The organism is Cryobacterium sp. LW097 (assembly GCF_002205495.2).
Taxonomy (GTDB): domain Bacteria; phylum Actinomycetota; class Actinomycetes; order Actinomycetales; family Microbacteriaceae; genus Cryobacterium; species Cryobacterium zongtaii.
The window spans coordinates 1,825,173-1,850,284 of sequence record NZ_CP021992.1 but is presented as its reverse complement, the minus strand read 5'-3'; the positions used below and the strand labels follow the sequence as shown (position 1 = coordinate 1,850,284).

23 protein-coding genes are annotated in these 25,112 nt (G+C 66.3%); 11 read left to right on the top strand and 12 right to left on the bottom strand.

Features of this window, described 5'->3' with window-relative positions:
• The first annotated feature begins 6 nt into the window (after nucleotides 1–6).
• Together B7495_RS08510 and lnt are read left to right on the top strand one after the other, a co-directional pair.
• Complete coding sequence (locus tag B7495_RS08510; RefSeq protein ID WP_088456197.1) at nucleotides 7–2,451, top strand: RNA helicase; 2,445 nt, start codon at nucleotides 7–9, stop codon at nucleotides 2,449–2,451.
• 9 nt (nucleotides 2,452–2,460) lie between these two features.
• Entirely contained in the window at nucleotides 2,461–4,062 is a 1,602-nt protein-coding gene (lnt, locus tag B7495_RS08505) for an apolipoprotein N-acyltransferase (RefSeq protein WP_240632460.1), read from the top strand.
• Nucleotides 4,063–4,111: 49 nt separating this feature from the next.
• On the opposite strand, the gene B7495_RS08500 is transcribed toward lnt, so the two are convergent.
• The 4 genes from B7495_RS08500 to B7495_RS08485 form a co-directional block, all read right to left on the bottom strand.
• Nucleotides 4,112–4,474, bottom strand: coding sequence for an RNA polymerase-binding protein RbpA (locus B7495_RS08500; RefSeq protein WP_088456196.1), 363 nt, complete (start codon nucleotides 4,472–4,474; stop codon nucleotides 4,112–4,114).
• Nucleotides 4,475–4,592: 118 nt separating this feature from the next.
• On the bottom strand, nucleotides 4,593–5,345 hold the full coding sequence (locus B7495_RS08495) for a glycerophosphodiester phosphodiesterase family protein (RefSeq protein ID WP_240632459.1): 753 nt from the start codon (nucleotides 5,343–5,345) through the stop codon (nucleotides 4,593–4,595).
• Nucleotides 5,335–6,309, bottom strand: coding sequence for an SPFH domain-containing protein (locus tag B7495_RS08490; RefSeq protein WP_370028248.1), 975 nt, complete (start codon nucleotides 6,307–6,309; stop codon nucleotides 5,335–5,337). The genes B7495_RS08495 and B7495_RS08490 overlap by 11 nt, the downstream gene beginning before the upstream one ends.
• A gap of 1 nt (nucleotide 6,310) precedes the next feature.
• Nucleotides 6,311–6,781 (bottom strand): NfeD family protein, encoded by a 471-nt coding sequence (locus B7495_RS08485; RefSeq protein WP_088456195.1) that lies wholly within the window; start codon nucleotides 6,779–6,781, stop codon nucleotides 6,311–6,313.
• A 93-nt stretch (nucleotides 6,782–6,874) separates the two neighbouring features.
• Between B7495_RS08485 and B7495_RS08480 the strand changes: the two genes are divergently transcribed.
• Complete coding sequence (locus B7495_RS08480) at nucleotides 6,875–7,633, top strand: SDR family oxidoreductase (protein WP_088456194.1); 759 nt, start codon at nucleotides 6,875–6,877, stop codon at nucleotides 7,631–7,633.
• Between the two features lie 9 nt (nucleotides 7,634–7,642).
• Here the strand turns inward: B7495_RS08480 and B7495_RS08475 are convergent, their stop codons facing one another.
• Nucleotides 7,643–8,239 (bottom strand): HdeD family acid-resistance protein, encoded by a 597-nt coding sequence (locus B7495_RS08475; protein ID WP_088456193.1) that lies wholly within the window; start codon nucleotides 8,237–8,239, stop codon nucleotides 7,643–7,645.
• A 140-nt stretch (nucleotides 8,240–8,379) separates the two neighbouring features.
• On the opposite strand from B7495_RS08475, the gene B7495_RS08470 reads away from it, so the two are divergent.
• Entirely contained in the window at nucleotides 8,380–10,767 is a 2,388-nt protein-coding gene (locus B7495_RS08470; RefSeq protein WP_088456192.1) for an excinuclease ABC subunit UvrA, read from the top strand.
• A 373-nt stretch (nucleotides 10,768–11,140) separates the two neighbouring features.
• Here B7495_RS08470 and B7495_RS08465 read toward each other — a convergent pair whose 3' ends face one another.
• Genes B7495_RS08465 through dhaK form a run of 4 tightly spaced genes read right to left on the bottom strand, consistent with a single transcriptional unit; the run spans nucleotide 11,141 to nucleotide 13,909 of the window.
• On the bottom strand, nucleotides 11,141–11,461 hold the full coding sequence (locus B7495_RS08465) for a hypothetical protein (protein WP_088456191.1): 321 nt from the start codon (nucleotides 11,459–11,461) through the stop codon (nucleotides 11,141–11,143).
• Between the two features lie 54 nt (nucleotides 11,462–11,515).
• Nucleotides 11,516–12,256: a dihydroxyacetone kinase phosphoryl donor subunit DhaM gene (dhaM, locus tag B7495_RS08460; RefSeq protein WP_240632458.1), complete on the bottom strand. Its 741-nt coding sequence runs from the start codon at nucleotides 12,254–12,256 to the stop codon at nucleotides 11,516–11,518.
• 2 nt (nucleotides 12,257–12,258) lie between these two features.
• Nucleotides 12,259–12,897, bottom strand: coding sequence for a dihydroxyacetone kinase subunit DhaL (gene dhaL, locus B7495_RS08455; RefSeq protein WP_088456190.1), 639 nt, complete (start codon nucleotides 12,895–12,897; stop codon nucleotides 12,259–12,261).
• 10 nt (nucleotides 12,898–12,907) lie between these two features.
• Nucleotides 12,908–13,909, bottom strand: coding sequence for a dihydroxyacetone kinase subunit DhaK (gene dhaK / locus B7495_RS08450; RefSeq protein WP_088456189.1), 1,002 nt, complete (start codon nucleotides 13,907–13,909; stop codon nucleotides 12,908–12,910).
• 281 nt (nucleotides 13,910–14,190) lie between these two features.
• Here dhaK and B7495_RS08445 point away from each other — a divergent pair, with 281 nt between their 5' ends.
• Both B7495_RS08445 and glpK read left to right on the top strand, forming a co-directional pair.
• On the top strand, nucleotides 14,191–14,904 hold the full coding sequence (locus B7495_RS08445) for an MIP/aquaporin family protein (protein ID WP_240632492.1): 714 nt from the start codon (nucleotides 14,191–14,193) through the stop codon (nucleotides 14,902–14,904).
• A gap of 120 nt (nucleotides 14,905–15,024) precedes the next feature.
• Nucleotides 15,025–16,539: a glycerol kinase GlpK gene (gene glpK, locus B7495_RS08440; protein WP_088456187.1), complete on the top strand. Its 1,515-nt coding sequence runs from the start codon at nucleotides 15,025–15,027 to the stop codon at nucleotides 16,537–16,539.
• A gap of 25 nt (nucleotides 16,540–16,564) precedes the next feature.
• Here glpK and trpD read toward each other — a convergent pair whose 3' ends face one another.
• On the bottom strand, nucleotides 16,565–17,617 hold the full coding sequence (gene trpD, locus B7495_RS08435; protein WP_088456186.1) for an anthranilate phosphoribosyltransferase: 1,053 nt from the start codon (nucleotides 17,615–17,617) through the stop codon (nucleotides 16,565–16,567).
• Nucleotides 17,618–17,819: 202 nt separating this feature from the next.
• Here trpD and B7495_RS08430 point away from each other — a divergent pair, with 202 nt between their 5' ends.
• The 5 genes from B7495_RS08430 to B7495_RS08410 all read left to right on the top strand — a co-directional run bounded on the left by B7495_RS08430 (nucleotide 17,820) and on the right by B7495_RS08410 (nucleotide 22,885).
• On the top strand, nucleotides 17,820–18,389 hold the full coding sequence (locus B7495_RS08430; protein ID WP_088456185.1) for a heme-copper oxidase subunit III: 570 nt from the start codon (nucleotides 17,820–17,822) through the stop codon (nucleotides 18,387–18,389).
• A gap of 24 nt (nucleotides 18,390–18,413) precedes the next feature.
• Nucleotides 18,414–19,226, top strand: coding sequence for a cytochrome c (locus tag B7495_RS08425; RefSeq protein WP_088456184.1), 813 nt, complete (start codon nucleotides 18,414–18,416; stop codon nucleotides 19,224–19,226).
• Nucleotides 19,227–19,279: 53 nt separating this feature from the next.
• Entirely contained in the window at nucleotides 19,280–20,353 is a 1,074-nt protein-coding gene (locus B7495_RS08420; protein ID WP_088456183.1) for a ubiquinol-cytochrome c reductase iron-sulfur subunit, read from the top strand.
• Nucleotides 20,354–20,367: 14 nt separating this feature from the next.
• Nucleotides 20,368–21,966 (top strand): ubiquinol-cytochrome c reductase cytochrome b subunit, encoded by a 1,599-nt coding sequence (locus tag B7495_RS08415; RefSeq protein ID WP_205748737.1) that lies wholly within the window; start codon nucleotides 20,368–20,370, stop codon nucleotides 21,964–21,966.
• A gap of 163 nt (nucleotides 21,967–22,129) precedes the next feature.
• Nucleotides 22,130–22,885, top strand: coding sequence for a hypothetical protein (locus B7495_RS08410; protein ID WP_134480002.1), 756 nt, complete (start codon nucleotides 22,130–22,132; stop codon nucleotides 22,883–22,885).
• A gap of 67 nt (nucleotides 22,886–22,952) precedes the next feature.
• Here the strand turns inward: B7495_RS08410 and B7495_RS08405 are convergent, their stop codons facing one another.
• Together B7495_RS08405 and ctaD are read right to left on the bottom strand one after the other, a co-directional pair.
• Nucleotides 22,953–23,375 (bottom strand): cytochrome c oxidase subunit 4, encoded by a 423-nt coding sequence (locus tag B7495_RS08405; RefSeq protein WP_088456180.1) that lies wholly within the window; start codon nucleotides 23,373–23,375, stop codon nucleotides 22,953–22,955.
• Nucleotides 23,376–25,112, bottom strand: coding sequence for a cytochrome c oxidase subunit I (ctaD, locus tag B7495_RS08400; protein ID WP_088456179.1), 1,737 nt, complete (start codon nucleotides 25,110–25,112; stop codon nucleotides 23,376–23,378).

Below are 25,112 nucleotides of genomic sequence, written 5' to 3'. Positions count from 1 at the left end.
CACCAGATGACAGACCTCCAGTCACCGGCGGACCGGTACACAGCAGCACGCCTGCGGGCGCAGACCCCCAAGCTCGAGACATTCCGTCGGGGCTTGCGCTTCGACCTGGATTCCTTCCAGCTCGCCGCGGGGGCGTCGCTCGAGGCCGGGAACAGCGTGCTCGTCGCCGCGCCCACCGGCGCCGGCAAGACCGTCGTCGCCGAGTTCGCCATTTTCCTGGCCATGCAGCAGAAGACCGCCAAGGTCTTCTACACCGCGCCGATGAAGGCGCTGAGCAACCAGAAATTCCAGGAGCTCGTCGCCGAATACGGCGCAGACCAGGTGGGCCTGCTCACGGGGGACACCAACGTCAACGCCGGCGCCCGGATCGTCGTGATGACGACCGAAGTGCTCCGCAACATGCTCTACGCCGATTCCGACCTGCTCGGCAATCTCGCGTTCGTCATCATGGACGAGGTTCACTACCTGGCCGACCGCTTCCGCGGGGCGGTCTGGGAAGAGGTCATCATCCACCTGCCCCAGTCGGTGCGGATGGTGTCGCTGAGCGCGACGGTGTCCAACGCTGAGGAATTCGGTGACTGGCTGCAGGCCGTCCGCGGCGACACCGACGTCATTGTTTCGGAGGAACGGCCGGTCCCACTGGACCAGCACGTGCTGGTCAAGAGCAAGATGCTGGACCTGTTCGATTCGTCGGGGCTGGCCGCCACCCACCGGGTGAACCCGGAGCTGGTGCGACTGAATCAGGCCGGCGGTCGGCCGCTCTCCGACAGGTCAGGCCGTGGCCGCCGCGGCTCGAACCAGAGCAGGTACCACCAGCAGCGCGCGCAAGCGGAGTCCGGTCGCATGGACCGAGCCGAGATCGTGCGGATGCTCGAGGGCAAGCACCTGCTGCCCGCCATCTTCTTCATCTTCAGCCGGGTCGGCTGCGATCAGGCCGTGCGCCAGGTCCTCCGCGCCGGCGTGCGCCTCACCGACACCGCCGAGCGCGATCAGATCCGGCAGATCGTCGACGAACGCTGCCGCACCCTGCTCGACGAGGACCTTGCCGTTCTGGGCTACTGGGAGTGGCTCGACGGTCTTGAACGGGGCGTGGCAGCCCACCACGCCGGCATGCTGCCCGCCTTTAAGGAAGTGGTCGAAGAGCTCTTCCAGAAGAAACTGGTCAAAGCCGTTTTTGCCACGGAGACGCTGGCGTTGGGTATCAACATGCCGGCCCGCACCGTGGTGCTCGACAAGCTCGAGAAGTTCAACGGTGAAGCGCGGGTTCCGATCACGCCGGGGGAGTACACCCAGCTCACCGGTCGCGCCGGCCGCCGCGGCATCGACGTTGAGGGGCACGCCGTCATCCAATGGCAGCAGGGCCTGGACCCGCAGGCCGTCGCCTCGCTGGCGTCCCGGCGCACCTACCCGCTGAACTCCAGCTTCAAACCCACCTACAACATGGCCGTCAACCTCATCGACCAGTTCGGCCGGGAACACACCCGGGAGGTTCTGGAGTCCTCGTTCGCACAGTTCCAGGCCGACCGCGCCGTGGTCGACCTGGCCCGCCGGGTGCGGCAGCAGCAGAGTTCGCTGGACGGGTACGCCACCTCGATGGCCTGCCACCTGGGCGACTTCACCGAGTATTCGGGCATCCGGCGACGTCTGTCCGACCTCGAACGTGAGAATGCCGCCGCCGATTCGAATGCGCGGGGCCGGGACCGACGCCAGAAGGAATTGGCCGCTCTGCGGAAGCGCATGCGCGCGCACCCCTGCCACAGCTGCCCGGACCGCGAAGCCCACGCCCGCTGGGCACAGAGGTGGTGGAAACTGACCCGGGAGACCGAGGCGCTGACCAGCCAGATCACGGCCCGCACCGGGGCCGTCGCCCGGGTGTTCGACAGGGTCACCGATGTCTTGCTCGGCTTCGGCTACCTTGTGCCCGGCGAGGGCCGCGCCGTAACGCTGAGCGAGAGCGGCCGCATCTTGCGCCGCATCTACGCCGACCGCGACCTGCTCGTCGCCGAATCGCTGCGCCGTGGCCTCTGGAACTCCCTCGATGCGCCCAGCCTCGCCGCTATGGCGTGCGCCCTGGTCTTCGAACCGCGCCGGGACGAGGGCGAGACCGACGAGAGGTTCCTGCCCAAAGGCCCGTTCCGGCCCGCGCTGGACGCCACCTCGATCCTGTGGAGCCAGCTCGACGACCTCGAACGGGACCACAAGCTGCCCGGCAGCAACCCCCTCGCGGGTGGTCTGAGCCTGGCGATGTGGAAATGGGCGCGTGGCGACTCGCTCGGCCTGGTGCTGGAGGAGGCCGAGATGGCTGCGGGTGACTTCGTGCGTTGGACCAAGCAGACCATCGACCTCCTCGACCAGCTCTCGCTCGTCGCGGACGGCCCCGTCGGTCGGACGGCGCGGGTGGCGATGGACTCCATTCGGCGCGGCATCGTGGCGTATTCCTCGGTCGCTTAGGCTATTGAAGTGAACACCGGCATACTCCGACGCACCGGCCTGCCCCTGTGGGCGGCGATTCTGCTGGCCGCCGGTGCCGGCGCGATCATGGACGCCGGGTTCCCGGATCGGTCCTGGTGGATCCTGGCCCCCGTCGGTGCGGCGCTGATGTTCCTGGCCCTACTCGGACGCGGGCCCTGGACGGGCCTGCTGGTCGGCCTGGTGGCCGGCCTGTCGTTCTGGCTCATCCACATCAGCTGGCTCACCCTGTACCTCGGCCCGGTGCCCTGGCTGGCCCTGGCCGGGCTCGAGGCGCTCTTCTTCGCGGTCGGCCTGGCGCTCACCGCAGTGGTGCTGAACGTCGGCCCACGCCTCTGGCCGTCCGTCGCCGGCCGGATCGGTGTCCTGCCGGTCGTCGTCGCCGGGTTGTGGACGGCTCGGGAAGCGATTTCCGCGGTGTGGCCATACGGTGGTTTCGCCTGGGGCCGCATCGCCATCTCCCAATCCGAGAGCCCGTTCAACGGGCTCATCGCCTGGGTGGGCATGTCCGGTCTCAGTTTTGTGATGGTCTGGCTCAGCGCCCTGGCTGTGCAACTGTGCCGCGAGCCCGGGGTGCGCGTCGGCGCCAGGTCTGCGATCGCGGTGGCCGCGGTGGCGGTGCTGTTGGCGTTCCCCGCCTGGCCGACCCTGCAAAGCGGGACCGCCCGTATCGCGGCCGTGCAGGGCGCCTCCGACGCCGGCCTGTTCGCGCAGAATGAGCCCGGCCAGATCCTGAACGACCACGTCTCGGCGACCCTGCCACTGGTGGGTGACCCTGTCGACTTCGTCGTCTGGCCGGAGAACGGCATCGACGTCGACCCGCTCCGCTCGACGGAATCGGCCCGCGTTCCGGATTACATCAGCCGGGCCATGGATGCTCCGCTGATCGCCGGAACCATCACCGAGCGGGACGGCAAGTTCTACAACACCTCGTTGCTCTGGACGGCCGACGACGGCGCCGTCGACCTCTATGACAAGGTGCACCCGGTCCCGTTCGCGGAGTACATGCCGGACCGGGCCTTCTGGCGACCGTTCGCGCCCGATCTGATCGACCTGGTTTCCCGGGACTACGAGATCGGCACCCGGGACAATGTCTTCGACATCGACGGCATCATCGCGGGCATCGCCATCTGCTTCGACATCGCCGACGACCAGCTCGTGCACGAGATGATCGACGACGACGCCGAGATCATCCTGGCCCAGACCAACAACGCAGACTTCGGTCGCACGGATGAGTCGGTGCAGCAGCTGGCGATCGCGAGGCTCCGAGCCATCGAGGCCGGACGCACGGTGGTGAACATCTCGACCGTCGGAACGAGCGCTATCATCACGCCGGACGGTGAGACGCTCGACAGCCTGCCCACCTGGGTGCCCGGTGCCATGATCCAGACCGTTCCGCTGAGCGTGTCGACCACACCGGCGATGACGGCCGGCCGGCCCCTGGAATGGTTCGTGTCCGGCCTCGGCCTGGCGGGGCTGCTGTTCTGCGTCGTGTCGGCCAGAGCCCTACGGCTCTCCGACGCCGGCCCCCGGTTGGCGCCGGCGCCGGTTGTCGCCGACCGCGCGAAGATACGCAAACGGCGCCGGGGTTAGCCGACGCCGTCAGGTGTGTGCGCGGGAGCCAGGCTGCCCGCTGAGCCGGTTACGCGCCGACTTTTTGGCCCCGACGCTGACGCAGGACCGCGAGGCGTTCCTCCAGCAGCTCTTCGAGCTCGGCCCGGGTGCGACGCTCCAGGAGCATGTCCCAGTGGGTGCGGGCGATCTTTTCGTCGGAGTGGTCGACGACCACGGGCTTCGAATCAACCAACCGGGTTGCGGTCTGGGAGCAGAAACGGCACTCCCACTCATCTGGTGCCTCGGCTTCGGCGGAGAAAATCATCACCGTCTCGCGTTCGCACGTTGCACACAAGTACGTGTGACTCACGCGTGGGGAAAAGGTCACGCCCTCTTCGCTCTGCAGGCTCTGTGAACCCAACCTCATGCCACGCAAACTACGATCTGCCATCGTGTGGTCTCCTCTCGCGATGCATTCTCAGTTCTAAACCATCAAGCTGTGCGTTATCTTTCCGTTACCGCCGATCTCGCGGGGATCTCTCAGAAACCGCCGCCTGTCGCAGACGGTTTCACCGCCGGGCGACCACATGGGCAGCGAGGTCGCATCGGTCGGTGACGAGACCATCCACGCCGAGCGCCAACAGCCGGGCCATCACGGCCGGGTCGTTGACGGTCCACACGTGCACCTCCACGCCGATGGCATGCATCCGGTTGATCACCCGCGGGGTGACGATACGCAGCCGTCCGGCCCGAACCGGAACCTGGATGGCGTGGACCCCGCGCAGGATGCGGGGGAGCGCCCAGTGCTGCCGGAGGCCGACCGCGGCCAGCATCAGGGCGATTCCCTGGGCAGACGCCGACGTCGCCGCTCCGGGGACGGCCCGGAGCACCCGACGTCGCCGGCTCTCAGAAAACGAGGTGAGGAGCACCCGGCGGGATGCGGCGGCGGCCCGGATGGCGCGCGCGGCGGGCAGCACGGCGTCGGCGGACTTGACGTCGATGTTGAACCTGGCGTCCGGGAAGGCGGCCAAGGCCTCCGCGAGCGAGCAATAGGTCTGGCCCGCGCCGAGGTCGACCCGGCTGAGCTGGGCCATCGTGAGAGCGTTCACGGCCGGGCCGTCATTCGGCAGGACCGGGTCGTGGCTGATCACGGCGACGCCGTCGCTGCTGGCGTGCACATCGGTTTCGAGGTGCGTAGCCCCGCCGACGATGGCCTGTAGAAAGGCGAGCAGGGTGTTTTCCGGCGCCTGCGTGCTCAGGCCCCGGTGCGCGAGGATCCGCGGCCCTGGCGGGGACAGGAAGGTCGTCAGGTCAGCGTTCACGATCGGGTCCCGGGGCCTCTGGGCCGATCCCGGCTGCGTCGGCGGGAGCCGGGTGGGAGCCGGCAACCGGATTCGGGCCGAAGGCCCGACCGATCCCCTTCATCGCCTCGGTCAGCTCGCTGGGCACGATCCAGAGCTTGTTCGCCGTGCCGTCCGCCAGCTTGGGCAGGGTCTGCAGATACTGGTAGGCGAGGAGCTTCGGGTCGGGGTCGCCGTCGTGGATGGCCTTGAAGACCGTGGTGATGGCCTCCGCCTCTCCCTGGGCCCGCAGCACGGCAGCCTTTGCCTGGCCTTCCGCCTGCAGGATCGAGGCCTGACGCGCGCCCTCCGCAGTGAGGATGGCGGACTGCTTGGTGCCCTCGGCCGTGAGGATCAGAGCTCGGCGGTCTCGTTCGGCGCGCATCTGCTTCTCCATCGAGTCCTGGATCGAGTGCGGCGGGTCGATGGCCTTCAGCTCCACCCGGCCGACCCTGATGCCCCACTTCCCGGTGGCCTCGTCCAGCACGATCCGCAGTTGCCCGTTGATGTTGTCGCGGCTGGTCAGAGCCTCTTCAAGGTTGAGCCCGCCGACCACGTTGCGCAGGGTGGTCGTGGTCAGCTGCTCGACCGCGCCGAGGTAGTTGGCGATCTCATAGGTCGCGGCGCGGGCATCCGTCACCTGGAAGTAGACGACGGTGTCGATCGACACCACCAGATTGTCCTCGGTGATCACCGGCTGCGGTGGAAAAGACACCACCTGTTCGCGCATGTCGATGAGCGGCCGCACCCGGTCGATGAACGGCACCAGGATGTTGAGGCCGGGCATCAGGGTCTTGTGGTACTTGCCGAGGCGTTCGACGACACCGGCACTGGCCTGCGGAATGATGCGGATGGTGCGCACAAGCACCACCACGACAAAGACCAGAACGACGATGATGAGGACCACAACGAAGATCTGGAGAAGGAGTTGATCGAGATTTGGCACGTTAATCGGTCCTTTCCTCGGGGACGACAACAGCTGTGGAGCCTTCGATGGCCGACACCAGGACCCGCTCGCCGGGATCGATGCGGGTCGGGGTCCGGTCGGGGGAGAGGCGGGCCGTCCAGGTCTCGCCGTTGTCGAGCCTGACCAGGCCGCCCAGTTCGGCGATGGTGGAGGACACCCGCCCGCCCATGCCGATCAGCGCGGCCACGTTGCTGGGTGGCACTGCCGCCGCGCTCTTGGCCATCAGGCGTAAGAGCACCGGGCGGATGAGCAGCAACAGCAGCACCGACACGGCGCCGGCGACGAGGATCTGCACCCACCATTCCCAGCCGAGCAGGTTCGCTCCCAGCCCGGCGAGACTGCCGACGGCGATCATCAGAAAGGTGAAATCCAGGGTCAGCAGCTCGATGATGACGCAGACCAGGATGAAGACCAGCCATACGATCCACAGGTAGTCCGTCAAATCCACCATGTCGTCGCCCCTCTTAGCGTCGCTTGCAGATGACGCTAGCACTTGGAGGTGTTGGGCATGTTGGTAGTGTTTATCACCGTGAGCACACCTACGATGAATCCCCTCCAGCCCGGCAGTCTCTCGGGAAAGCGCATCCTCGTCACGGGCTCGTCCCGGGGGATCGGAGCCGACACCGTCGCCTACTTCGCCGAAGCCGGCGCGAAGGTCGTCATCAACTACCGCAACAAGGAAGCGCGCGCCACCAAGCTGGCCGACGCCATCCGCGCCGCCGGCGGAACCGCGATCACCGTGGCCGCCGACCTCACCGACGCGGAATCCGTCTCGGCCATGTTCGACACCATCCGCGCCGAGTACGGCGGACTCGACATCCTCGTGATGAATGCGTCCGGCGGCATGGAGTCCGGCATGGCCGAGGACTATGCCATGCAGTTGAACCGCGACGCCCAGGTCAACCTGCTCACCGCGGCCGTGCCGCTGCTCAGCGACGGCGCCCGCGTGGTCTTCATCACGAGCCACCAGGCGCATTTCGTCGACACCGCGTCGAACGTGGCCGTCTACGAGCCGGTGGCCCGCAGCAAGCGTGCCGGCGAGGACGCGCTCCGCGCCGTCATTCCCGAACTTGCCGAGGCCGGCATCGGTTTTGTCGTCGTCTCCGGTGACATGATCCAGGGCACCATCACGGCGGTCCTGCTCGAGCGCGCGAATCCCGGTGCCATCAGCGCCCGCCAGGATTCTGCCGGCAAGCTGTACAACGTCAGCGAGTTCGCCGCGGAGATCGTACTGGCCGCCGTCGAGCCGGTCCCGGCGAACAACACCCGCTACGTCGGCGACACCTCCGACTTCACCAGCTAGTACCGTCAGTCACCCGGCACTGACGCCCCGCCCGAAGGTGAACGCGCGCACCAGCTGAACGAGTCCCGAGATGATCAGCATGATCCCGCCGATCGTGACGAGGACGCCGATGGTCTGCACCGGGGCGAACAGCACGATCAGGCCCGCCAGGACGCCGACGACGCCGAGCAGGATTCCGGGCCAGCGGCTGGAGTCCGTGGTGTACTCCACCAGCGCCGCAACGCCCTCGACGATCCAGACGATGCCGACGACCAGTCCGAGAACGGCCAACGACCCCTCGGGGTTCCGGAGCGCCAGGATGCCCAGGATCAGCACCAGCACGCCGAGAACTATATTGAGCACCCGGCCGCCGGCGGCCGACCCGGTGCTGGCCACCCCGCGCGCGATCCTGACGACACCGCTGATCACGAAATAGAGCCCGAACAACACCGCGATGACCGTGAGGGTGGCCTCGGTCCAGACCAGCAGGATCGCCCCGATGGCGATGGCCACAACGGCGCTGACCGCGAAGGCCACCCGGATCCCGCTTATCTCTCTGGCGCTCAGCTGCCGAGGGTCGATGGCGATGGCGAAGACTGCGCTGGTGGGTCCGACGGTGTTGGGCATGGCGCCAACCTAATCCGATGCCGCTCCCACGGCTACGCGCCGTCGACCCGACAATCAAACTGCCCGGTGACCATGGCGATCCTCACGTATGCTCGAAGCTGGTCGACTGCAGAGCCCCGGCACCCATTCTTGGAGACACGATGAACGCTTCAGCCCCCACGGCCCCGCCGTCGTCCAACCAGGTTGCCGACAGCCACGACCTGATCCGGGTGCAGGGCGCCCGGGAGAACAACCTCAAGGACATCAGCGTCGAGATCCCCAAACGCCGACTGACCGTGTTCACCGGCGTGTCCGGCTCCGGCAAGAGCTCACTGGTGTTCAGCACCATCGCCGCGGAGTCCCAGCGGATGATCAACGAGACCTACAGCACCTTCCTGCAGGGCTTCATGCCATCGCTGGCCCGGCCGGATGTCGACCTGCTCAGCGGATTGACCACCGCGATCATCGTCGACCAGGAACGGATGGGCGCCAACGCCCGGTCGACGGTCGGCACAGCCACCGACGCCAACGCGCTGCTGCGCATCCTGTTCAGCCGGCTCGGCCAGCCGCACCTCGGCTCGCCGCAGGCGTTCTCCTTCAACGTCGCATCCATCTCCGGCGCCGGCGCCGTCACCATCGAGCGAGGCGGCACCACGACCAAGGAACGGCGCAGCTTCAGCATTACAGGCGGAATGTGCCCGCGCTGCGAGGGTATGGGCACCGTGAACGACATCGACCTGACCCAGCTGTACGACGACTCCAAGTCGCTGAACGAGGGTGCGCTCACCATCCCCGGTTACACCGCCGAAGGCTGGGGCGTCAAGATCTTCACGGGCTCCGGCTTCCTCAACGCCGACAAGCCGATCCGTGACTACACCACGAAGGAACGGCACGACTTCCTCTACAAGGAGCCGGTCAAAGTGAAGGTCGGTGACATCAACATGACCTACGAGGGCCTGATCCCCAAGGTGCAGAAATCGTTCCTGGCCAAGGACCGTGAGGCCATGCAGCCGCACATTCGCGCCTTCGTGGACCGCGCCGTCACCTTCGCGACCTGCCCGGACTGCGGTGGCACCCGTCTCAGCGAGGGCGCCAGGTCGTCCCGCATCGACGGCGTCAACATCGCGGATGCCTGCGCCATGCAGATCAGTGACCTCGCCGCGTGGGTGCGCACCATTCACGACCCGTCGGTGGCCCCGCTGCTGGCGGCTTTGCAGCACCTGTTCGATTCGTTCACCGAGATCGGCCTGGGCTATCTGTCGCTCGACCGGCCGGCCGGCACCCTGTCCGGGGGAGAGGCGCAGCGTACCAAGCTGATCCGGCACCTCGGCTCGTCGCTCACCGACGTCACTTATGTCTTCGACGAACCCACCATCGGCCTGCACCCGCATGACATCCAGCGGATGAACGAGCTGCTGCTGCGCCTGCGGGACAAGGGCAACACCGTGCTCGTGGTGGAGCACAAGCCGGAGATGATCGCCATCGCCGACCACATCATCGACCTCGGCCCCGGCGCCGGCACGGCGGGCGGATCGGTCTGCTTCGAGGGCACCCTCGAGGGCCTCCGGGCCAGCGACACCCTCACCGGCCGCCACCTCGACTACCGCGCGAGGGTGAAGAAGGCCGTGCGCACGCCCACCGGTGCCCTGGAGATCCGTGGCGCGACGGAGCACAACCTTGAGGACGTCGATGTCGACATCCCACTCGGGGTGCTCGTGGTCATCACCGGCGTGGCCGGCTCGGGCAAGAGTTCGCTGGTGCACGGATCGATCCCCGCCGGCGCCGGCGTGGTATCGATCGACCAGGGCGCGATCCGCGGCTCACGCCGGAGCAACCCGGCCACCTACACGGGAATGCTCGAGCCGATTCGCAAGGCCTTCGCAAAGGCCAACGGTGTCAAACCGGCCCTGTTCAGCTCCAACTCCGAGGGCGCCTGCCCGAATTGCAACGGAGCCGGCGTGATCTTCACCGACCTGGGCCCGATGGCGACGGTCTCAACCACCTGCGAGGTGTGTGAGGGCAAGCGGTTCGACGCATCCGTGCTGGAATACCGGCTCGGTGGCCGGGATATCAGCGAGGTTCTCGCAATGTCGGTCACCGAGGCCGTGGCGTTCTTCGGCGCCGGTGAGGCCCGGATCCCGGCCGCGCACGCCATTGTCGTCGGCTTGGCCGACGTGGGGCTCGGCTACCTCAGCCTGGGCCAGACGCTCTCGACGCTGTCCGGAGGAGAGCGGCAGCGGCTGAAGCTGGCCATGCACCTGTCGGAAAAGGGCGGCGTGTACGTTCTCGACGAGCCGACGACGGGCCTGCACCTCGCTGACGTCGAACAGCTTCTCGGCCTGCTGGACCGGCTGGTCGATGCCGGCAAAACTGTCATCGTCGTTGAACACCACCAGGCGGTGATGGCCCACGCTGACTGGATCATCGACCTGGGTCCCGGCGCCGGTCGCGACGGCGGCCGGATCGTTTTCGAGGGAACTCCGGCCGACCTCGTCGCCGCACGGTCCACCCTCACCGGCCAGCATCTGGCGGCGTACGTCGGCGCCTGAGCCGATTTTCTTGACATAATATGCGTGGGGCTCGGGCCGCACCGTTTCAGCCAGAAGGGGTGCGACGACTGGTGCCACCGGCGTCGTTCCTACGGCGCCTTCGGGTTTCCGCACGCTCTCGTTCCGTGACCGGCGTGCGATCGAAAACCCTGCCGAGCCGACCCAGGCGGGCAGTGATGGGGATCTAGCCGGAGAGTTTCCAACGCCGGATGAACGAGGACCGACCCTGTTTTCCCGGGATTGGATATGACCGATAATGCACATTATGTCAACAAGCGGAGATTGGACCGAGAATCAATCTCGGGTTGAGGGTTTCACAGCTCGTCGGCGATCCGCGTGACGACCGCCACCTGCGGTCGCACTCCGCGCAGACTCACTCCGGCAAGCCCTCGTCCGGGCGACGACGGATCACCATGCCGTATTCATTCACCGGCTCGAAAGCATCCCGGTCCCAGGCCCCGGGGTGCGGGACCGGGCAGTTCAACACGGTGTCATGTGCCGAGTGCTCGATGGTGTGCTCGGTCATCGGCCGGCCGCACACCGGGCACTGGGCCAGCCCGGTCGTCTCGGCCGCGTCGTAGGTGCCGACGGGCGGCGAGTCGAAGGCGGGCCGGAGTCGGTCTTCTACCCAGTCGAACAAGCGGTTCGCGCCCTTGCGGTGAGCCTGGGCCGAGGATTTCTCATTCTGGACCATGGCCACAGCGTACGCCCCTGCAGCGCGCCCAGCCAACCAGCGGCAGCGCGGGAACTATTCTTCGCCGAAGCCGGTCTCGATCAACTCGGCCAGGGCGTCTACTGCCGCCCGCGATCGTTCGTCGGGTCCGGAGATCTCCACGCTCATCCCCCGGGTCAGTCCGAGCGACATGATGCCCAGCAGGCTGTGCGCGTCCTTGCCGTTCACGGACACTTCAGCGTCGAATTGGCTGGCGAGCTTCACGAAGTCGGCCGCCGGCCTGGCGTGCAGCCCGTCCCGGTTCCGCAAGGTCACCGTGCGGCTGACCGGTTGCGGCAGGTCCTCGGTACCGACTGTGCCCGGTGCGGGCGGCGCGGCATTTGCCGGTGCCGACCCGGCACCACTGGCCGACTCGGCCGCCGCCAGCACCGCCGCGACGTCTCCCCCGATCTCGGCGGCCACGGCGGCAGACACGCCGCCCTCCACGAGCGGTGCGTCGGCGATGCGCACCCGTGCCCGCACCTCGTCGTCGAGGAAGTCCACCGCGGTTTCCGCGGTCAGGATGGCCGAGCCCAGGTCGCAGAGCAGCACGACGCCGCTGCCGTGGTCGGCTTCCTCGATGCCTGCCGCGATTTTGTCGAAGCTGGTGCCGATGCCGCCATCGTCCATTCCACCCGCGGCCACCAGGGCGACGTTAGGGGCCATCTGACGGGCCAGTGTCACCAGACCGGATGCTATCTCGACGCTGTGTGAGACGAACACCACGCCGACGCGGGACGCTGCCACGCTCTGGTCAGCGTCGTTGAGGTCAGCCACGATCAGGACTGTGCGGCCGCATCGGCGCCGCAGCGCAGGATGAGCGCCGTCGACTGGGCGCCGGGGTCGCGATGGCCGATGGCCCGCTCCCCCAGGTAACTCGCCCGCCCCTTGCGGGCGACCCAGGGTTCGGTCGCGACGGCGCCGGCCTCGGCGGCGTCAGCGGCGGCGGCCAGGATCAGGCTGGGGCTGGCCCCGGCGGCTTCGGCCTCGACGGCCGCCTCCACTGCCGGGGTCCAGGCATCCACCATCGTCTTGTCACCGGATTCGGCCTTGCCGCGCAGCACGATGCCGTCCCGTCCGGCCGTGAGCAGGGCGACGACGGCCGGGCCGTCCAGTTCGGCGGCCCCGCTCACGGCGCCGGCGGCCTTGAGGTACGCCGTGCCGTAGAGCGGACCGGCCGCACCGCCGACGGTGGAAATGAGCGTCGCCGCGAGAGTCTTGAGCAGTTCGCCGGGCGTGGCAGCGTCGGCCAGCGCATCGAGCTTGGGCAGCACGGCCTGGAAGCCCCTGTCCATGTTCTCGCCGTGATCACCGTCGCCGATCTCGCGGTCGAGTGTGTTCAGCTCGGCGCGGTGCTCGGAGAGAACCTTCGCGCTGCTCCTGATCCAGGCCTGGGCCCATGCGACGTCTACGCTCATTCGGTCTTCCCTACTTTCCCCACCGCAGTGCGGCTGTGTGCACCGGAGCATCCCACAGGGCGGTCAACTCATCGTCGAGCTTGAGAATCGTGATCGACATGCCCTGCATCTCCAGTGATGTTGTGAAATTGCCGACGAGCGTGCGAGTCACCTCGATGCCTCGTTCGGCGAGAACTTCGGCGGCCCGTCGAAATACAATGTACAGCTCAACCTGGGGCGTCCCGCCCATTCCGTTGACGAAGAGCAGAACCTTGTCTCCGGATGCGTAGGGGATGTCGTCCAGGATCGGACCGAGGATCCGGTCGACGATGGCGTCGGCCGGTTCGAGCTTGATCCGCTCGCGCCCGGGCTCGCCGTGGATGCCGATGCCGATCTCGATCTCGTCGTCGGCCAGGGTGAAACTCGGCTCGCCGGCGTGCGGCACGACGCAGGGGGTCAGGGCCACGCCCATAGAGCGCACCTGGCCGATCACCTTTTCGGCGACGGTCGCCACGTTCGTCAGGTCATCACCGCGTTCGGCGGCCGCACCGGCGATCTTCTCCACGAGCACGGTGCCCGCCACTCCCCTTCGCCCCGCGGTGTACAGCGAGTCCTTCACGGCGACATCATCGTTGACGATCACCGTGCGCACCTCGATCTCATCGGCCTCGGCCAGATCCGCCGCGGTCTCGAAGTTCAGCACGTCGCCCGTGTAGTTCTTCACGATATGCAGCACCCCGGCTCCCCCGTCGACGGCCTTCGTCGCGGCCAGGATCGGGTCGGGTGTCGGCGAGGTGAACACGGCGCCGGGCACGGCGGCGTCCAGCATGCCCGACCCGACGAATCCGCCGTGCAGAGGCTCGTGCCCGCTGCCGCCGCCGCTGACGATACCGACCTTGCCGGCCACCGGCGCGTCGGCCCGCACGATGAACACCGGATCCATCGAGACTCGCACGATATCCGCGTGCGCGGCACCGAAACCTGCGACGGCTTCGTCGACAACGTTCTTCGGGTCGTTGACAAGCTTTTTCATGACCATTCCTTCATTTCGTCGGGATCGATCGGCGCACGCTAGAGCGCCGGGCACGCAACTGTGCTCCGTGCCCAACCTACGCGCTGCCAACGGTCTCGGTAAGAGGCAGATGATGCAGCCCATCGGGACTATTTCGCTCACGCCCCGCCCGCGCTATGGTGACTGCGAAATCGCTCACCGCGAAGGGATTGCTCCGGTACTGCCGGCATCTCGCTACTACGAGAAAGGTCATCGTGGACAATATCGGTCTAGTGTTTTTGTCGGAGGTGCTGGGCACAGGGATGCTCACCCTCCTCGGTTGTGGTGTCGTGGCGAACGTGGCCCTGACGAAGAACAAGGGCTTCGGCGGCGGCTTCCTGATGGTGACCATCGGCTGGGCCTTCGCGGTCTTCGTCGGTGTGGTCGTCGCGTACAACTCCGGTGGCCACCTCAACCCGGCCGTCACCCTCGGCATCGTCGCATCGGGCTCCGACACCTTCGGCGGTGCTGCGGACGTCCCGGTGAACTTCCTTTCGACGCTCGTGTATCTGGCCGGCGAGTTCCTCGGCGCCTTCCTCGGCGCCGTGGTGGTCTGGCTGGTGTACAAGCAGCACTACGACGAGGAACCGGAACCGGCGAACAAGCTCGGTACCTTCTCGACCGGGCCGGCCATCCGTTCCTACGGCTGGAACCTCGTCACCGAGATCATCGGCACCTTCGTCCTGGTCTTCGTCGTGTTCGCCTTCGGTGGTTGGGGCCAGTCCGGTGACGTGGGGGCCGTAGCCGCCTTACCCGTCGCCCTCCTCGTTCTGGTCATCGGCGTCTCACTCGGTGGCCCGACCGGATACGCCATCAACCCCGCCCGTGACCTGGGCCCCCGGATCGCGCACTTCATCCTGCCGATCAAGGGCAAGGGGTCCTCGGACTGGGCCTATTCCTGGGTCCCCGTGGTCGGTCCCGTCATCGGCGGAGTCCTCGCGGGCTGGGCATCGCTGGTCTGGCTGCCCATGGTATGACCGTGGCAGGCCGGTCCCTCCCCGGACTGGCCTGCTTCGCTGTGCATCAGTCAACCTGAAAACCGCCACACGGTTTTATAGTCTGTTCAAGCCATCATGCAACGTACAAGGAGGTACACCATGGCTAAGTACGTACTCGCCATCGACCAAGGCACCACGAGTTCACGCGCCATCATCTTCGACCACTCGGGGTCCATCGTCTCGACCGGACAACTCGAACACGAGCAGATCTTCCCCCGCGCCGGCTGGGTCGAGCACAACCCGATGGAAATCTGGGACAACACCCGTGAGGTGATCGGCCAGGCGCTCTCCAAGGCCAACCTCACCCGGCACGACATCTCCGCTGTCGGCATCACCAACCAGCGGGAAACCGCCGTGGTCTGGGACCGCACCACCGGCAAGCCCGTCTACAACGCCATCGTCTGGCAGGACACCCGCACTCAGCCCATCGTCGACCGTCTCGCCGCCGACGGCGGCGTGGAACGGTTCAAGCAGAAGGTGGGCCTGCCACTGGCGACCTACTTCTCCGGCACCAAGATCGTCTGGATCCTCGAAAACGTCGAGGGAGCGCGGGCGAAGGCGGACGCCGGCGACCTGATGTTCGGCACCACCGACTCCTGGGTGCTCTGGAACCTCACCGGCGGCCTGGAGGGCGGCGTGCACGCCACCGACGTCACCAACGCCAGTCGCACCCTGTTCATGGACTTGGAGACGCTGCAGTGGGATGACGAGATCCTGAGCATCTTCAACGTACCGAAGTCGATGATGCCGGAAATCAAGTCCTCCAGCGAGGTCTACGGCACCGTCAACGAGCACAGCCTGCTGCGCGAGGTGCCCATCGCGGGCATCCTCGGTGACCAGCAGGCCGCCACGTTCGGCCAGGCCGCCTTCGACCAGGGTGAGGCGAAGAACACCTACGGCACCGGTAACTTCCTGATCTTCAACACCGGCACCGACATCATCCACTCCAAGAACGGCCTGCTCACCACCCTGGGCTACAAGCTCGGCGACGCCGAACCGCACTACGCGCTGGAGGGGTCGATAGCCGTCACCGGCGCCCTGGTGCAGTGGCTGCGCGACAACCTGGGCATGATCACGTCGTCTGAGGAGATCGAGACGCTGGCCGCCACGGTCGATGACAACGGCGGCGCCTACTTCGTGCCGGCGTTCAGCGGCCTGTTCGCGCCGTACTGGCGTTCGGATGCGCGCGGCGCTCTGGTGGGCCTGACCCGGTTCGTGAACAAGGGCCACATCGCCCGGGCGGCGCTGGAGGCCACTGCCTTCCAGACCCGCGAGGTCCTCGACGCGGTCAACGCGGACTCCGGGGTGCCGCTGACCGAGCTCAAGGTCGACGGCGGAATGATCAAGAACAACCTGCTGATGCAGTTCCAGGCCGACATCATCGGTGTGCCGGTGATCCGCCCGGTTGTGGCGGAGACCACCGCGCTCGGCGCCGCGTACGCGGCAGGCCTGGCGGTGGGCTTCTGGAGCACCCTGGACGAGCTGCGGTCGAACTGGCAGGAAGACAGCCGCTGGACACCGAAGTTGAGCGCAGACGAGAGCGCCCGGCAGTTGCGGAACTGGAAGAAGGCCGTCACCAAGACCTTCGACTGGGTCGACGAGGACGTGCTCTAACCGTCAAACCGCCGTGTGGTGCAGGTCAGGCGCGGCTGGCCTGCACCCAGTCGGCGAGTTTCGCGGTTCCGGCGCCGGAGTCGATGGCCTGCGCGGCCACGGCGAGTTTCGCCCGGAACCGGTCCAGGATGCTGACCTGTGACTGAGCGGGATCGTCGGCGAGGTCGTAGGCGACCAGGCCCGCTGCCGCGTTCAGCAGCACGATGTCCCGCACCGGTCCCTGCTCTCCGGCGAGGACCGAGTGCACCACTGCCGCGTTGTGTTCCGGCGAACCGCCGATCAGCTGGCTCATGGTCGCCCGCGGGATGCCGAGATCGCGTGGGTCGATGTCGTGCTCGGTGACCAGACCCCTGGAGACCTCCCACACGTGGCTGTGCCCCGTCGTGGTGAGTTCGTCGAGGCCATCGTCGCCACGGAACACCAACGCCGATGCTCCGCGGGTCTGGAACACCCCGACGAACAGAGGGACCCTGTCGAGGTTGGCCACACCGACGGCGGAAGCTTCCGGCCGGGCCGGGTTGACGAGGGGGCCGAGGAAGTTGAACACAGTGGGGATACCCAGCTCGGACCGAACGGCAGCGGCATGCCGAAAACCGGGGTGGAACGCGGCAGCATAGGCGAAGGTGATGCCCGTGGCAGCCAGGATCGAGGCCACTGCGTCGGCCGAGAGGGTCAGGTCGATGCCCAGCGCGGCAAGCACGTCCGACGAACCGGATGCCGAACTGGCCGCCCGATTGCCGTGTTTGATCACCGGCACACCGGTTGCCGCACACACTATCGACGCCATGGTCGAGACGTTCACGGTCCCGAACCGGTCTCCCCCGGTGCCGACGATGTCCAGCCCCATCGAGTTGACGTTCAGCGGAACGGCGTGGTCCAGGATCGCGTCGCGGAAACCGACGATTTCATCGACGGTCTCACCCTTGGCGCGCAGAGCCACCAGGAATCCGGCCAACTGAGCCGGGGTGGCCTCGCCGAGCATGATGCGTTCCATACTCCACGCCGCATCGGCGACGCTCAGGTCCTCTCTACGCAGGAGGGCATCAAGAACGGCGGGCCATGACTGGGATTCGAGCATGGCCCAATCTTAAGCGCCGGCGCTCCCCCGACCGGTATTTCGGCGTCGTCAGGCCTCCGTTGGGGATACCAATTTTCACATTAGGGTCTTATGGCACTTCACCTTGAGAAAAACCTGTGGAGGAATCGGTCATAATGGAATAGTGACGACGACCTCAATTACTCCCCGGGCGACCATTCCCGTAGTTAACAGGCCCAACAGCGTGGCGGTTGGCACCATTGTCTGGCTGGGCAGTGAGGTCATGTTCTTCGCTGGCCTCTTCGCCATCTACTTCACGTTGCGGTCCACCTCCCCGGAGCTGTGGCAGTTCGAGACGGAAAAGCACAACTTCGTCTTCGCCCTGGTGAACACCCTGATCCTGGTCTCCTCCTCGATCACCTGCCAGTTCGGCGTCTTCGCTGCCGAGCGCCTGCAGGCCAGGTCCACCGGGTGGAAGCCCAGCCAGTGGGGCATGGTCGAGTGGTTCTTCCTCACCTATGCCCTCGGCGCCGTCTTCGTCTCCGGCCAGGTCCTCGAGTACGCGACCCTCGTGTCGGAGGGCGTCACCCTCGCCTCCAACGCCTACGGCTCAGCGTTCTACCTCACCACCGGATTCCACGGCATCCACGTGACCGCCGGACTCATTGCCTTCCTCCTCGTGATCGGTCGCGGTTTCGCGGTCAAGAACTTCGGTCACAAGGAAGCCACCAGCGCCATCGTGGTCTCGTACTACTGGCATTTCGTCGACGTCGTGTGGATCGGGCTCTTCCTGGTCATCTACGTTCTTAAATAACAAGCAGGAGCGGACACACTCAGTATGCCCAGGACTCAGAAACCTACCAACGGCCGCACACGTCGCAGCGGTCGGCGCAGCCCGCTGGCCAGCGTCGCCCTGATCGCGATCGGCCTGCTCTTCACCGGCGGCGCGTACGCGATGATCAGCACCAGCACGGCAACCGCACAGACCGAAACGGCATCGCAGCAGACCGTCAGCGAGGGCGAGAAGCTTTTCGCCGCGAACTGCGCGACCTGCCACGGCCTCAGCGCCGACGGAACCGGCACCGGTCCCAGCCTGATCGGCGTGGGCGCCGCGTCCGTCGACTTCCAGGTCGGCACCGGGCGCATGCCCATGCAGGCCAACGGCCCGCAGGCCATCGTCAAGCCTGTGCAGTTCACCGAGGAGCAGACCGCGGCTCTCGTCGCCTATGTCGCATCCCTCGCGCCCGGCCCTGCCATCCCCGAAGCCGAATACCTGGATGCCGAGGGCGACGCCGCCGCCGGCGCCGAGCTGTTCCGGATCAACTGCGCCATGTGCCACAACGTCGCCGGAGCAGGCGGCGCGCTCACCGAGGGCAAGTACGCTCCCGCGCTGGACGGCGTCACCCCGCAGCACATCTACGAGGCCATGATCACCGGCCCGCAGAACATGCCGGTGTTCAACGACATGAACGTCTCGCCGGAAGACAAGCGCGACATCATCACTTACCTCAAGTACATCGAGAACAACCCGTCGCCGGGTGGATTCGCCCTCGGATCCCTCGGACCGGTGTCCGAAGGCCTCTTCCTCTGGATCTTCGGTCTGGGTGCCATCGTGGCCCTGACCGTGTGGATCACGGCGAAATCGAATTGATCGGCACCCGGCAATGACACACCCAGCACAGACAGCGCCCACGAAGGAGAACAATGGCCAGCGATGAGACCAGCGGAAAGGATCTGACCGCTGCCGACTCCTCGAGTGTCGAGCACGTCACGGCCGCCGTCGGCACCGCCGTCGTCGCCCGCGACGCCGTGGCCAATCCCGGCTTCCCTCCGCACCGCCCCCGGATCACCGACCTCGACCCGCGCGCCGAGAAGCGCGCCGAGCGCACGGTGTACACCCTGTTCTACCTGTCGATCGTCGGCAGCATTTTCGCCATCGCGGCGTACATCATCTTCCCGATCGTCCCCGAAGACCCGGGCTCCGTGCGGCTGAACAACCTGTTCATCGGGATCGGGCTCGCGTTGGCGCTGCTGGCGCTGGGCATCGGTGCGGTGCACTGGGGCAAGGCGCTGATGCACGACGAGGAGGGCGTGGACGAGCGTCACCCGGTCCGGGGCAGCGACGAGACCCGCGCCCGCGCGGTCGAAATCTTCCAGGAAGCCAACACGGAGTCCGGCATCGGCCGACGCGCCGTGATCCGCAACAGCCTCATCGGGGCCCTCGTGGTCTTCCCGCTCCCCGCCGTCGTCCTGTTCCGCGGGCTCGCCCCGATGGACCAGGATCCCGTCGCCCTCCTGAAGCAGACCATGTGGGAGAAGGGCACCAGGCTGGCCCTGGACCCGTCCGGTGCGCCGATCAAGGCCTCGGACGTCACCCTGGGTTCGTCCTTCGCGGTGATCCCGGAGGGCCTGATGGATCTTGAGCACGGCCGGCTCGAAGAGAAGGCCAAGGCTGTGGTGATCCTCGTGCGCATGAAGCCCGAGGACCTCATCGAAACGCCCGAGCGGGCTAGCTGGTCCTACGACGGGATCGTCGCGTACTCCAAGATCTGCACACACGTAGGCTGCCCCGTCGGCCTGTACGAACAGCAGACGCACCACCTCCTCTGCCCCTGCCACCAGTCACAGTTCAATGTGGCCGACCAGGCGAAAGTCATCTTCGGACCCGCCAAACGCGCCCTTCCGCAGCTGCCCATCGCCGTGGACTCCGAGGGGTACCTCATCGCGCAGAGCGATTTCCTTGAACCGGTCGGACCGAGCTTTTGGGAGCGACAGTGAGTACCACAACCGATATGAAACCCGCCGAGTCGAAGAAGTCCGGTGGCTTCACCGGCGCCGCGGCGAACTACATCGACGAGCGCACCAGCATCTCCACCGCGGTCAAGGAACTGGGTCGCAAGATCTTCCCCGACCACTGGTCTTTCCTGCTCGGTGAGGTGGCGCTCTACAGCTTCGTCATCATCCTGCTGTCCGGATCGTTCCTGACCTTCTTCTTCCAGGCCTCGATGGCCGAAGTGCACTACGAAGGCTCCTACGTGCCTCTCAAGGGCGTGGAGATGTCGGTGGCCATGGCATCCTCGCTGGACATCTCCTTCGACGTGCGCGGCGGACTGCTGATGCGTCAGGTACACCACTGGGCTGCGCTGCTGTTCGTGGCATCCATCGGACTGCACATGCTGCGCATCTACTTCACCGGAGCCTTCCGCAAGCCTCGCGAGCTGAACTGGGTGATCGGCTTCGTCCTGTTCATCCTGGCCATGGCTGAGGGCTTCACCGGCTACTCGCTGCCCGACGACCTGCTCTCCGGAAACGGCCTGCGGATCATCGACGGCATGGTCAAGGGCATCCCCGTCGTCGGAACCTGGATCTCGTTCCTGCTCTTCGGCGGCGAGTTCCCGGGCACCGACATCGTCGGTCGTCTGTATTCGCTTCACATCCTGCTGCTTCCGGCGATCATCGTCGCCTTGATCGCGCTGCACCTGCTCTTCGTCGTGGTGCACAAGCACACCCAGTACCCCGGAGCGGGCCGCACGGACACGAACGTCGTCGGCTACCCGGTGCTCCCGGTCTACGCCGCCAAGGCCGGTGGATTCTTCTTCATCGTCTTCGGCGTCGTGATGCTGATGGCCTCGTTCTTCACGATCAACCCGATCTGGAACTACGGACCGTACGACCCCTCACCGGTGTCCGCCGGGACCCAGCCGGACTGGTACATCGGCTTTGCCGACGGCGCCCTCCGGTTGATTCCGCCGGGACTGGAATGGGTTGGTCTGGGCGGCACCTGGTCGTTCAACATCCTGATCCCCCTCGTGGGCCTCGGCATGTTCATCGGCGTTGTCCTGCTGTACCCGTTCCTCGAAGCGTGGATCACCGGTGACAAGCGCGAGCACCACATCCTGGACCGTCCGCGCAACGCGCCGACCCGCACGGCCATCGGCGCCGCGGGTGTCACGTTCTACGCCGGCCTGTGGGCGGCGGCGTCCTCGGACATCATCGCCACGCACTTCTCGGTGACCATGGAGGGTGTCATCCACACCCTTCAGGCCGTCGTGATCCTCGGCCCGTTCGTCGCCTACTTCATCACCAAGCGAGTGTGCCTGGCGCTGCAGAAGAAGGACCGGGAGATTGTCCTGCACGGCTACGAGTCCGGTCGCATCGTCCGTCTGCCCGGCGGCGAGTACATCGAGGTGCACCAGCCCGTCGACGAGTACGAGCGTTGGAAGTTGGTCAGCTACACCAACTACAAGCCGCTCGAGTTGACTCCGAACGCCCAGGGCAAGGTGTCCCCGGTTCAGCGGGTTCGTGCCGGCCTGTCCCGCTGGTTCTTCGAAGATCGGATTGCCCCGGTCGGGACCAAGGAACTCGAAGAAAGCCACGGCGATCACCACTAGTTCCTCAGCCGAATCGGTTCGGGCACCCCACCCACTCCAGACTCTGTCTGAGTGGCTGCGGTGCCCGAACTGTTTGGGCGACCTGGTCCCGGCCGGCGACCGAGTTCTCGCCTGCAGCACCGGTCACCGTTTCGACACGAACCGGCGGGGCTTCGCGTCCCTCATGGTCGGTTCACGCAAACTCATCGGCGATTCCGCCGCCATGCTGGACGCCCGCGACATCTTCTTGGAACGCGGGTGGTATACCGAACTCCGCGAGGCCCTCAGCGCTCTCGTGGCCGCCGAATCCCCGCACCGAATCATCGACATCGGCTGCGGCACCGGCTATTACCTGCGGGGGGCCCTGCACGCCGCCTCCGGCGGCCACTCCCCCGGTTCCCCGCTGTCCCGTACCCCTGGCGTCGCGGCACTGGCCATGGACCTGTCAGCGGCCGCGGTCGCACGAACGGTCCGGGCCGGTCTCACCGAACCTCACTCGACCACGGACGGGCTCGTCGCGGATGTCTGGTCGCCGCTGCCGATCCGGGACGGGGCCGCTGACGTCGCCATCAACGTGTTCGCTCCCCGGAATCCGGCCGAGTTCCATCGCATCCTGGCTCCCGGAGCACTTCTCGCCGTCGTGGTGCCGCACGCCAGCCATCTCCAGGAACTGCGCGCCGCCGGCCTGGCCCTGGAGGTGCACGGGAACAAGACCGACGACCTGGTCGCCAGCCTGGCGCCGGGCTTTCACCTGGAGTCCACGGCGGACCTCTCCAGGGTCCTGGTACTCTCCCCCGACGACGTTGCCGCCCTCATCGGCATGGGCCCGTCCTCGCACCACACATCCTCCACAGACCCCGCAGACCCTACCGGGCCGCCAGGGTCGACCGAGGTGACCGTGGCGTTCCGACTCCTCGGCTTCCGCCGCTCCCTGCACTGAGCATCGGTGCACGACAAAGCGCCAGTGACCCGAAGGTCACTGGCGCTTTGTCGTGCGGTGGTGGGGCCTAGCGGGCGAAGAGTCCGCGGTAGTACTCGTAGACCCAGCCGACGAGGCTGATCACGCCGATGCCGACGGCGATGAAGGAGATCCAGAAGCCGACGGCCAGTCCCAGGAACAACAGTGCCGCGCTGGCCGCGAGCATGATCGGCCACCAGCTCCACGGGCTGAAGAAGCCCAGCTCGGGGTCGCCGTCATCAATGTTGGCGTCGAGCATGTCCTCGGGAAGTTCGCCGCCCTGCGCCTTGTAGACGCGAGACAGGTAGAACGCGATGAACGCCACGAGCAGTGCGCAGAGGGAGATCGCGAAGGCTCCGACCCACTCGATGCGACCCTGGCTCGGGTCGACGAGGCCCCACACGACGTACGCGACTGCTACCAGCGCGAGGAATCCGGTCAGGATCCAGTAGAGGTTGACATTGGCTTTCATCTACTTAACCTTTTCCGATCCTGCGTCATAGGTGGGAGCATCCGGGGCGTCTTTTGCCGGACCGATGCCGACGGGCATACCGACCTCCGGGTGATTCAGGTCGAATGCGGGACGCTCGGAGCGGATACGCGGGATCGACGTGAAGTTGTGGCGCGGCGGCGGGCAGGATGTAGCCCACTCCAGGGAGGCGCCGTAGCCCCACGGGTCGTTCACCGTGACCCTCGGAGCCGTTCGGGCGGTGACGTACACGTTCAGGAAGAACGGGATCATCGAGATCGCGAGGATCATCGAGCCGACGGTCGAGAGCTGGTTCATCCAGGTGAACCCGTCGTCGGGCAGGTAGGACGCGTAACGGCGGGGCATGCCCACCACACCGAGCCAGTGCTGCACGAGGAAGGTTGTGTGGAAGCCGATGAACAGGAGCCAGAAGTGCCACTTGCCCAGGCGTTCGTTGAGCATCTTGCCGGTCCACTTGGGCCACCAGAAGTAGAACCCGCTGAACATGGCGAAGACGACCGTGCCGAAGACCACGTAGTGGAAGTGGGCGACCACGAAGTAGGTGTCTGACACGTGGAAGTCCAGCGGCGGTGAGGCCAGGATGACGCCGGTCAGCCCACCGAAGGTGAAGGTGATCAGGAAGCCGATGGCCCAGAGCATGGGGGTCTCGAAGGTCAGCGAACCCCGCCACATCGTTCCGATCCAGTTGAAGATCTTCACGCCGGTCGGAACCGCGATGAGCATCGTCATCAGGGAGAAGAACGGCAACAGGACCGAGCCGGTCACGTACATGTGGTGCGCCCACACCGTCACGGACAGCGCCGCGATGGAGATGGTCGCGTAGATCAGGGTCTTGTACCCGAAGATCGGCTTGCGGCTGAAGACCGGGAACACCTCGGACACGATGCCGAAGAACGGCAGGGCGATGATGTACACCTCGGGGTGACCGAAGAACCAGAACAGGTGCTGCCAGAGGATGGCACCGCCATTGGCCGGGTCGTAGATGTGCGAGAGGAAGATCCGGTCGCTGGCGGCGGCGAGCATGGCGGCGGCGAGCACCGGGAACGCCATCAGGATCAGCAGCGAGGTGACGAGAGTGTTCCAGGTGAAGATCGGCATCCGGAACATCGTCATGCCGGGGGCACGCATGGTGATGATGGTGGTGATGAAGTTCACGCCACCGAGGATCGTGCCGAAGCCCGAGAGCCCCAGGCCGACCATCCACAGATTACCGCCGACCCCTGGCGAGAAGGTCGTGCTCGCCAGCGGTTGGTAGGCGAACCAGCCGAACGACGCCGCTCCCTGCGGGGTGAGGAAGCCGCCGACCGCTATCAGGCTGCCGAAGAAGAACAGCCAGAAGGAGAACGCGTTGAGTCGCGGGAACGCGACGTCGGGTGCACCGATCTGGAGCGGCATCAGCGCGTTCGCGAAGCCGAAGAACAGTGGTGTCGCGAACATCAGCAGCATGATGGTGCCGTGCATCGTGAAGAGCTGGTTGTACTGCTCCTTGGTCTGCACGATCTGCAGTCCGGGTTCGAAGAGCTGGGCGCGCATCACGAGCGCCATCACCCCGCCGAGGCAGAAGTAGATGAACGAGGTGATCAGGTACATGTACCCGATGACCTTGTGGTCGGTGGAGGTGATCCACCGAACGACGATGTTGCCCTTGCGGTCAACGCCGGTCGGCCGGGCGGCCGAGGACGCTGCCGGAGCGCCGGCGGGAGCTGTTGTGGTGCTCAT

Bases quoted from the DNA above. Each gene is read 5' to 3' on its own strand.
- B7495_RS08425 (WP_088456184.1), top strand. From the start codon at position 18,414: ATGCCCAGGACTCAGAAACCTACCAACGGCCGCACACGTCGCAGCGGT.
- B7495_RS08445 (WP_240632492.1), top strand. From the start codon at position 14,191: ATGCTCACCCTCCTCGGTTGTGGTGTCGTGGCGAACGTGGCCCTGACG.
- B7495_RS08405 (WP_088456180.1), bottom strand. From the start codon at position 23,375: ATGAAAGCCAATGTCAACCTCTACTGGATCCTGACCGGATTCCTCGCG.
- B7495_RS08480 (WP_088456194.1), top strand. From the start codon at position 6,875: ATGAATCCCCTCCAGCCCGGCAGTCTCTCGGGAAAGCGCATCCTCGTC.
- dhaK (WP_088456189.1), bottom strand. From the start codon at position 13,909: ATGAAAAAGCTTGTCAACGACCCGAAGAACGTTGTCGACGAAGCCGTC.
- B7495_RS08410 (WP_134480002.1), top strand. From the start codon at position 22,130: ATGGTCGGTTCACGCAAACTCATCGGCGATTCCGCCGCCATGCTGGAC.
- B7495_RS08415 (WP_205748737.1), top strand. From the start codon at position 20,368: ATGAAACCCGCCGAGTCGAAGAAGTCCGGTGGCTTCACCGGCGCCGCG.
- glpK (WP_088456187.1), top strand. From the start codon at position 15,025: ATGGCTAAGTACGTACTCGCCATCGACCAAGGCACCACGAGTTCACGC.
- B7495_RS08510 (WP_088456197.1), top strand. From the start codon at position 7: ATGACAGACCTCCAGTCACCGGCGGACCGGTACACAGCAGCACGCCTG.
- B7495_RS08475 (WP_088456193.1), bottom strand. From the start codon at position 8,239: ATGCCCAACACCGTCGGACCCACCAGCGCAGTCTTCGCCATCGCCATC.
- B7495_RS08420 (WP_088456183.1), top strand. From the start codon at position 19,280: ATGGCCAGCGATGAGACCAGCGGAAAGGATCTGACCGCTGCCGACTCC.
- trpD (WP_088456186.1), bottom strand. From the start codon at position 17,617: ATGCTCGAATCCCAGTCATGGCCCGCCGTTCTTGATGCCCTCCTGCGT.
- dhaL (WP_088456190.1), bottom strand. From the start codon at position 12,897: ATGAGCGTAGACGTCGCATGGGCCCAGGCCTGGATCAGGAGCAGCGCG.
- B7495_RS08470 (WP_088456192.1), top strand. From the start codon at position 8,380: ATGAACGCTTCAGCCCCCACGGCCCCGCCGTCGTCCAACCAGGTTGCC.
- ctaD (WP_088456179.1), bottom strand. From the start codon at position 25,112: ATGAGCACCACAACAGCTCCCGCCGGCGCTCCGGCAGCGTCCTCGGCC.
- B7495_RS08500 (WP_088456196.1), bottom strand. From the start codon at position 4,474: ATGGCAGATCGTAGTTTGCGTGGCATGAGGTTGGGTTCACAGAGCCTG.
- B7495_RS08485 (WP_088456195.1), bottom strand. From the start codon at position 6,781: ATGGTGGATTTGACGGACTACCTGTGGATCGTATGGCTGGTCTTCATC.
- B7495_RS08465 (WP_088456191.1), bottom strand. From the start codon at position 11,461: ATGGTCCAGAATGAGAAATCCTCGGCCCAGGCTCACCGCAAGGGCGCG.